This window comes from Terrisporobacter sp. (assembly GCF_017888745.1).
Lineage (GTDB): Bacteria > Bacillota > Clostridia > Peptostreptococcales > Peptostreptococcaceae > Terrisporobacter.
This window is the reverse complement of sequence record NZ_JAGHFM010000204.1, coordinates 1-5,705: the sequence shown is the minus strand read 5'-3', so window position 1 is coordinate 5,705 and position 5,705 is coordinate 1. Positions and strand designations below refer to the sequence as shown.

Genomic DNA, 5,705 nt, shown 5'->3' with positions numbered 1-5,705 from the left:
TGGGTTCAAATCCCACTCTCTCCGCCAACAAATAAATATGATTGTAACTTTGCTGTACTAGATGGGGAGGTAGCGGTGCCCTGTAACCTGCAATCCGCTATAGCAGGATTGAATTCCATCTAGAGGTTTTTGCTTTGTAGAGCTGCCCAGGATAAGTGGTGTTGATGCTTAGGTCCTATGCAATGTAAGCTCATGAACTCCGTCAGGTCCGGAAGGAAGCAGCGGTAAGTGAACCCTTACATGTGACATAGGAGTGCCTAAGTTGAGCTAACTGTCTTGGTAACGTCTGTGAAGCATTAATCAATAGATGGTGTACAGCATTTATATATAAAAATAGGTCCCTTTATGAGGGATTTTTTTGTATCAAAATTTAATTAACAAATATTTTTATTTATTATAAAATATATGATATAAATGTATCTTGATTGGAAAAAATTATAGATATGCTTTGAAAATTAGTGAAATTAGTTTGAAGGAGATGTAAATATGCATAAAGCATTGTATAGAGTATATAGACCTAAAAACTTTGAAGATGTAGTTGGTCAAGAACATATAGTAAAAACTTTAAAAAATCAAATAAAGAATAATAATATAGGCCATGCATATTTATTTTCAGGAACAAGAGGTACAGGTAAAACATCTACAGCGAAAATATTTGCTAGAGCAGTGAATTGTTTAAATTCTATAAATGAAGAGCCTTGTAATGAATGTGATATATGCAAGGACACTTTAAATGATAACATCATGGATATAGTAGAAATTGATGCTGCATCTAATAATAGTGTAGATGATATAAGGGAGTTAAGAGAAAGTGTGAAATATACTCCTTCAAAAGCAAAATATAAGGTGTACATAATAGATGAGGTGCATATGCTATCTCAAGGAGCCTTTAATGCATTGTTAAAAACATTAGAAGAACCACCATCATATGTTATTTTTATATTAGCAACAACTGAGCCACATAAAATACCTGCGACTATACTATCTAGGTGCCAAAGGTTCGATTTTAAAAGAGTATCATCAAAAGATATAGCCAATAGGATGGCATATATATGTAAAAGAGAAAACATAGAAGCCGAAGACAAAGCGTTAAGTTTAATAGCTAGAAACTCACAGGGAGCTTTAAGGGATGCTCTTAGTATATTAGATCAATGTATGTCTTTTGGTAATGATAAGATAGAATATGATGATGTAATAGAATTACTTGGGACTGTAAATATAGATGAGCTTTTTGAATTATCTCAAGCTATAATAGATGAGAACACAAAAAAATCTCTTCAAATTTTAAATGAATTCATTGTTTGGGGAAAAGATATAAGAAATTTAATAAATGATCTGATAGATCATTTTAGAAATATAATGGTATGCAAAGTATCAAAAGATTTAGAGGAAATAATATCATTACCAGAAGAGAGTATCGATAGATTAAAAGAACAAGCAAAAAATATTGAGATAAATGATTTAATAAGAATATTAAATATATTATCCGAAACCCAAGACTCTATGAAATCCTCTTCTAATACTAGAATATTAGCTGAAGTTACTATTATGAAAATAGGTCAACCTATGTTTGATGAAAGTAAAGAAGCTTTAATTAAACGGATAGAGAATTTAGAAAAAATAATAGAAACTGGCAATATTAAAGTTGTATCAGTCAAAGAAGAAAATGAAAATATATCTAAATCCGAGATAGATGAAGAAAATAGTAATGAAGTAGTTAAAGAAGAAGTGGTATATGAAGATGTAAAGAGTGACGATGTAAAATTAGTAGAATCATCATGGAAAAAAATTATACAAAAAATAAAAGAAGACAAAAAACCTAATATATATGCTCTTTTAAAAGAAGTTAATAGCTTTAATGTTAATAAGAGTACACTATATATTATATTTAATGATAATTTCTCTTTTGCAAGATCAAGGCTTAGTTCAAAAGAAACTATGGAATATGTAGAAGGAATAATAAGGAAAGTTCTTAATAGAAGTTTTAATCTTCAAATACTACTAAAATCTGAAGTATCAAATATGAACTTTGAAATATCTGATAATAAAAAAGATAAAGGAGAAGAAATTTTAAAAAGTATAGTGGATGAAAATATATTAGAGGTAAAAGATAGTATTGAAAAATAATATAATAAATGATAAAAATTATATTATGATATAATATAAAATCATAAATTTAAGGAGGAAATACATAACATGGCTAAAAAAGGATTTGGTGGAATGCCAGGAAACATGAATGCGATATTAAAACAAGCTCAAAAAATGCAAGAAAATATGCAAAAGATGCAAGAAGAATTAGAACAAAAAGAGGTTGAGGCTTCAGTAGGTGGAGGAGCTGTTACAGTTAAAGTTAATGGTAAAAAAGAAGTTATAGATATGACTATAAAACCTGAAGTAGTTGATCCAGATGATATAGAAATGTTACAAGACTTAGTAATAAGTGCTGTAAACGAGGCTTTAAGAAAAATTGATGATATGCAACAAAATCAAATGAGTAAAGTTACTGGAGGAATGAATATTCCAGGATTATTCTAGTAGGTGATAAATATGCAAATTTATACTGAGCCTATCAATAGGCTTATAGAGGAGTTTTCTAAACTACCAGGTGTAGGCAGAAAAACAGCACAAAGATTAGCTTTCCATGTAATAAACATGAATACAAATGATGTAGAGTCTTTATCAAAAGCTATATTAGGAGCAAAGAATGAGATAAAGTATTGCTCTGTGTGTTGTAATATAACAGATAAGGATCCTTGTAGTATGTGTTCTAATCCTAATAGAGATTCTAGTGTAATCTGTGTAGTAGAAGATCCTAGGGATGTAGCTGCTATGGAAAGGACTAAAGAGTTTAAAGGACAATATCATGTACTAAACGGTGTTATATCTCCTATGGACGGTATAGGACCAGATATGATAAAAGTAAGAGAGTTAATTACTAGATTAGCTAATCAAGATGTAAAAGAAATAATAATGGCTACTAATCCTACTATAGAAGGAGAAGCTACTGCTATGTATATAGCAAGGCTTGTCAAACCAATGGGAATTAAGGTTACTAGAATAGCTCATGGTTTACCTGTAGGAGGAGATTTAGAATATGCTGATGAAGTTACTATATCAAAAGCATTAGAAGGTAGAAGAGAGATATAAGACTAAGGTTAAATCCTTGGTCTTATTTTGCGTTATAAAATAATATAGTCATAAAATTTAATTTATTGAACAAAGTATATTAGTATTATATAATTATATTAATTGTAGTAATTATATAAAAATATAGGGGTGTAGTATGAAATCGACTATGAACTTAGAAGAACATAATGCAATGAAACAAAAAAGAGAGAAAAAAATTAAATCTAAGGACAAAATTAAAAACACATACAAAGATTTATTAGACGGCAAGAAGAGTAAAAAATCTTTTAATAAGAATCAAAATAGTGGACATTTTAGGAATAATTATAAGAATTATCAGTATGATTATGAAGAAGATTTTTATGAACCATATTAAGACAATAAAAGCGTATGAAAATTTATAAATTTTCATACGCTTATTTTAATTTTGCCCGGAAAGTATATCAAAGGCTAATTTAGCTATGTCTTGTGAAGCATTAAGCTTTTTTATAGATCTTATATTTTGTTTTGTCATTTCTATTCTATCAGGATTATCTATAAGAACTTTTAGTAAAATAGATAATGTATATTTTTTGGAAGTTCTTAATGAAGCTCCACAGTTAGATAAAAAGTCTAGATTTTCCTCTTCTTGTCCTGGGATAAAATAAGGGACTATCATAGGAACTTCTTTTAATAGAGATTCAGTAGTAGTAAGGCCACCTGGTTTTGAAACTAATATATCTACAGAGGCTAATAAATCATTCATTTTATCTGTAAATCCAAGCACACATATTTTTTTATCTAGATTATGTTCATTAGAGATTAATGTTTTCTCTAATTTCTCTTTTAATGATTTATTTCTACCTGTGACTACTATTATTTGAAAATCTCTATTTATAGAAATTAGCTCTGATAAAGTATCTTTTATGCTACCAGCACCAAAGCTACCCCCCATTAAAAGAACAGTAAACTTACTAGGATCTAAATTTAGTTCTGATAAAACTTCATGTCTATCTCTATGACATAAGAAAGATTTTTCAACTGGTATACCATAAGGTTTAATCTTTTGAGAATCTATACCGTCTTCTATTAGTAATTCTTTTACATATTCATGCCCTGCAATATAATAATCTATTTCATTTTGTATATAAGCTGAATGAGTAGTATAGTCAGTCAGTACAGTTATTAAAGGTGGTACTTTTAAATTGTGATAATATTTATGTATGGCTTCTGTAAACGAACTTGACTCAGAATTAGAATACAACTCTGAATATTTTTTTAATGTACTCAATGCAATCATTGGGAAAGGATGAGTACCTATTATTAAATCAGGTTTAGTATTATCAAGAAGCTTTTTTAATTTTCTAGACATTAGAGAAGTCAGGGGGTTATCCTTAAATTCATTTTTAGATACTAAACTTGTTTCTGATAATTTATATACACCTCCCCAAGCCTTAGGAGTATATTTTGCGGATTTTTCATAACCTCTAGAAATTAATTTATCCATAGTTCCATTTACAATTTTTAAACTATCTATTATTTCACATTCAATAGTGATACCATTTATTGTTTTTTTAGTTAATTCTTCTTTTATCGCTCTAGCAGCTCTATTATGTCCGCCACCGGTAGAAGCTGACATTATTAAAACTTTTTTGTGCATAATAAAAACCTCCTATAAATTGTAGAGTTATATTGCATTATTTGATAAATTTATGTAATATAAAAAGTACTTTAAAACAAAATACTAATAAGTATCAATTGGATTATTTAATAATAAAGTTAATAATAATCTAATACAATATTGAAAAAAAAACAAGGTAATAAACATATTTAAGGAGGCTAATCGATGAAAAAAGTGGAAATATATACAAGTGACACTTGTGGACAATGTAAAATGGCTAAGGAATTTTTTATAGAAAATAATATAGAATATATGGAATATAATATATCTTCTAATCAAGAATACAAAAGAGAACTAATAAAAAAAGGATACTTATCAGTTCCAGTTATAGTTATAGATGGACAAGATGTATTAGGTTTTGACTTGAAAAGAATTAAGCAATTAACAGGTATATAGAGATATATATATTAGGTAAATTTGAATTTAAAAGTATAAAAAAGTAAAAAGAGTAAACACTAATCTTAGAAAAAATAAAAAAACTTATAAAAAAGTATTGACCATATAAGAATATAATGATATAGTATTACTTGTCCTTGAGACGAGGACAAAAAATCAACAAAAAACTTGAAAAAAGTTGTTGACGTATAAGTCGTTAGATGATATAGTATTACTTGTTGATGAAACGGTCAATAACTTGAAAAAGTTTTGAAAAAAGTTGTTGACAAAGAAAAAAAGCTTTGGTAAAATTAAGAAGCTGAAATGAATAAGAACTTTGAAAATTAAACAGTAGGTTAACAATAAATTAATTCTTTAAGAATTAAACACAAACAAACCAAGCCAGATATTCAGATGATGATTAATCTGAGCAGGTAACAACTTTTATTTGAGAGTTTGATCCTGGCTCAGGATGAACGCTGGCGGCGTGCCTAACACATGCAAGTCGAGCGATTTACTTCGGTAAAGAGCGGCGGACGGGTGA

6 protein-coding genes, 1 rRNA gene and 1 other RNA gene are annotated in these 5,705 nt (G+C 28.5%); 7 read left to right on the top strand and 1 reads right to left on the bottom strand.

The window, feature by feature from the left end; translation table 11 throughout:
* The first annotated feature begins 52 nt into the window (after positions 1-52).
* From ffs to J7G74_RS09955, 5 genes are all read left to right on the top strand, one after another.
* Positions 53-318, top strand: an RNA gene (gene ffs, locus J7G74_RS09975) — signal recognition particle sRNA large type.
* Positions 319-486: 168 nt separating this feature from the next.
* Positions 487-2,127, top strand: coding sequence for a DNA polymerase III subunit gamma/tau (gene dnaX / locus J7G74_RS09970; RefSeq protein WP_297134790.1), 1,641 nt, complete (start codon positions 487-489; stop codon positions 2,125-2,127).
* A 69-nt stretch (positions 2,128-2,196) separates the two neighbouring features.
* On the top strand, positions 2,197-2,535 hold the full coding sequence (locus J7G74_RS09965; RefSeq protein WP_297134787.1) for a YbaB/EbfC family nucleoid-associated protein: 339 nt from the start codon (positions 2,197-2,199) through the stop codon (positions 2,533-2,535).
* Between the two features lie 12 nt (positions 2,536-2,547).
* Positions 2,548-3,147, top strand: a complete 600-nt coding sequence (gene recR / locus J7G74_RS09960) for a recombination mediator RecR (RefSeq protein ID WP_297134785.1) — start codon at positions 2,548-2,550, stop codon at positions 3,145-3,147.
* 136 nt (positions 3,148-3,283) lie between these two features.
* Positions 3,284-3,502 (top strand): hypothetical protein, encoded by a 219-nt coding sequence (locus tag J7G74_RS09955; protein WP_297134783.1) that lies wholly within the window; start codon positions 3,284-3,286, stop codon positions 3,500-3,502.
* Between the two features lie 45 nt (positions 3,503-3,547).
* Here the strand turns inward: J7G74_RS09955 and J7G74_RS09950 are convergent, their stop codons facing one another.
* Positions 3,548-4,765 carry an MGDG synthase family glycosyltransferase gene (locus J7G74_RS09950; RefSeq protein ID WP_297134781.1) on the bottom strand — a complete coding sequence of 406 codons (1,218 nt, stop codon included), beginning with the start codon at positions 4,763-4,765 and terminating at the stop codon, positions 3,548-3,550.
* A 186-nt stretch (positions 4,766-4,951) separates the two neighbouring features.
* Here J7G74_RS09950 and J7G74_RS09945 point away from each other — a divergent pair, with 186 nt between their 5' ends.
* Together J7G74_RS09945 and J7G74_RS09940 are read left to right on the top strand one after the other, a co-directional pair.
* The gene (locus J7G74_RS09945) at positions 4,952-5,182 is read left to right on the top strand and encodes a glutaredoxin family protein (protein ID WP_297134778.1); all 231 of its coding nucleotides are present in this window, start codon (positions 4,952-4,954) and stop codon (positions 5,180-5,182) included.
* Positions 5,183-5,605: 423 nt separating this feature from the next.
* A 16S ribosomal RNA gene (locus tag J7G74_RS09940) occupies positions 5,606-5,705 on the top strand; the annotation flags it as partial.

Excerpts from the sequence above, each read along its gene's own strand:
- J7G74_RS09955 (WP_297134783.1), top strand. The coding sequence starts at position 3,284 with ATGAAATCGACTATGAACTTAGAAGAACATAATGCAATGAAACAAAAA.
- J7G74_RS09965 (WP_297134787.1), top strand. The coding sequence starts at position 2,197 with ATGGCTAAAAAAGGATTTGGTGGAATGCCAGGAAACATGAATGCGATA.
- recR (WP_297134785.1), top strand. The coding sequence starts at position 2,548 with ATGCAAATTTATACTGAGCCTATCAATAGGCTTATAGAGGAGTTTTCT.
- J7G74_RS09950 (WP_297134781.1), bottom strand. The coding sequence starts at position 4,765 with ATGCACAAAAAAGTTTTAATAATGTCAGCTTCTACCGGTGGCGGACAT.
- J7G74_RS09945 (WP_297134778.1), top strand. The coding sequence starts at position 4,952 with ATGAAAAAAGTGGAAATATATACAAGTGACACTTGTGGACAATGTAAA.
- dnaX (WP_297134790.1), top strand. The coding sequence starts at position 487 with ATGCATAAAGCATTGTATAGAGTATATAGACCTAAAAACTTTGAAGAT.